Here is a 269-nt window from a genome sequence, read left to right as displayed (position 1 = left end):
GGGTGAATACGGCGGCAAGTGGTTTCCGGCGGCGGTGGCGGTCACGGGCATCGTTGCGACGATGCCTTATATCGCGCTGCAACTCGTCGGCATGCAAGTGGTGATCAAGGGCCTTGGCGTGACGGGCGAGCTGCCGCTTATCATCGCATTCGTGATTCTCGCGCTCTATACCTATACGAGCGGCCTGCGCGCGCCCGCGATGATAGCCTTCGTGAAAGACATCATGATCTATATCGTCGTGATCGCGGCGATATGGCTCATTCCTGTGA

At 58.7% G+C, this 269-nt stretch carries 1 pseudogene; it reads left to right on the top strand.

The features are described from left to right. Positions 1-269, top strand: a pseudogene (locus NCR93_RS31710) (sodium:solute symporter); the annotation flags it as partial.

Source organism: Caballeronia sp. ATUFL_F1_KS39 (assembly GCF_023630985.1).
GTDB classification, from domain to species: domain Bacteria; phylum Pseudomonadota; class Gammaproteobacteria; order Burkholderiales; family Burkholderiaceae; genus Caballeronia; species Caballeronia zhejiangensis.
This window is presented reverse-complemented; position numbering and strand designations above follow the sequence as displayed.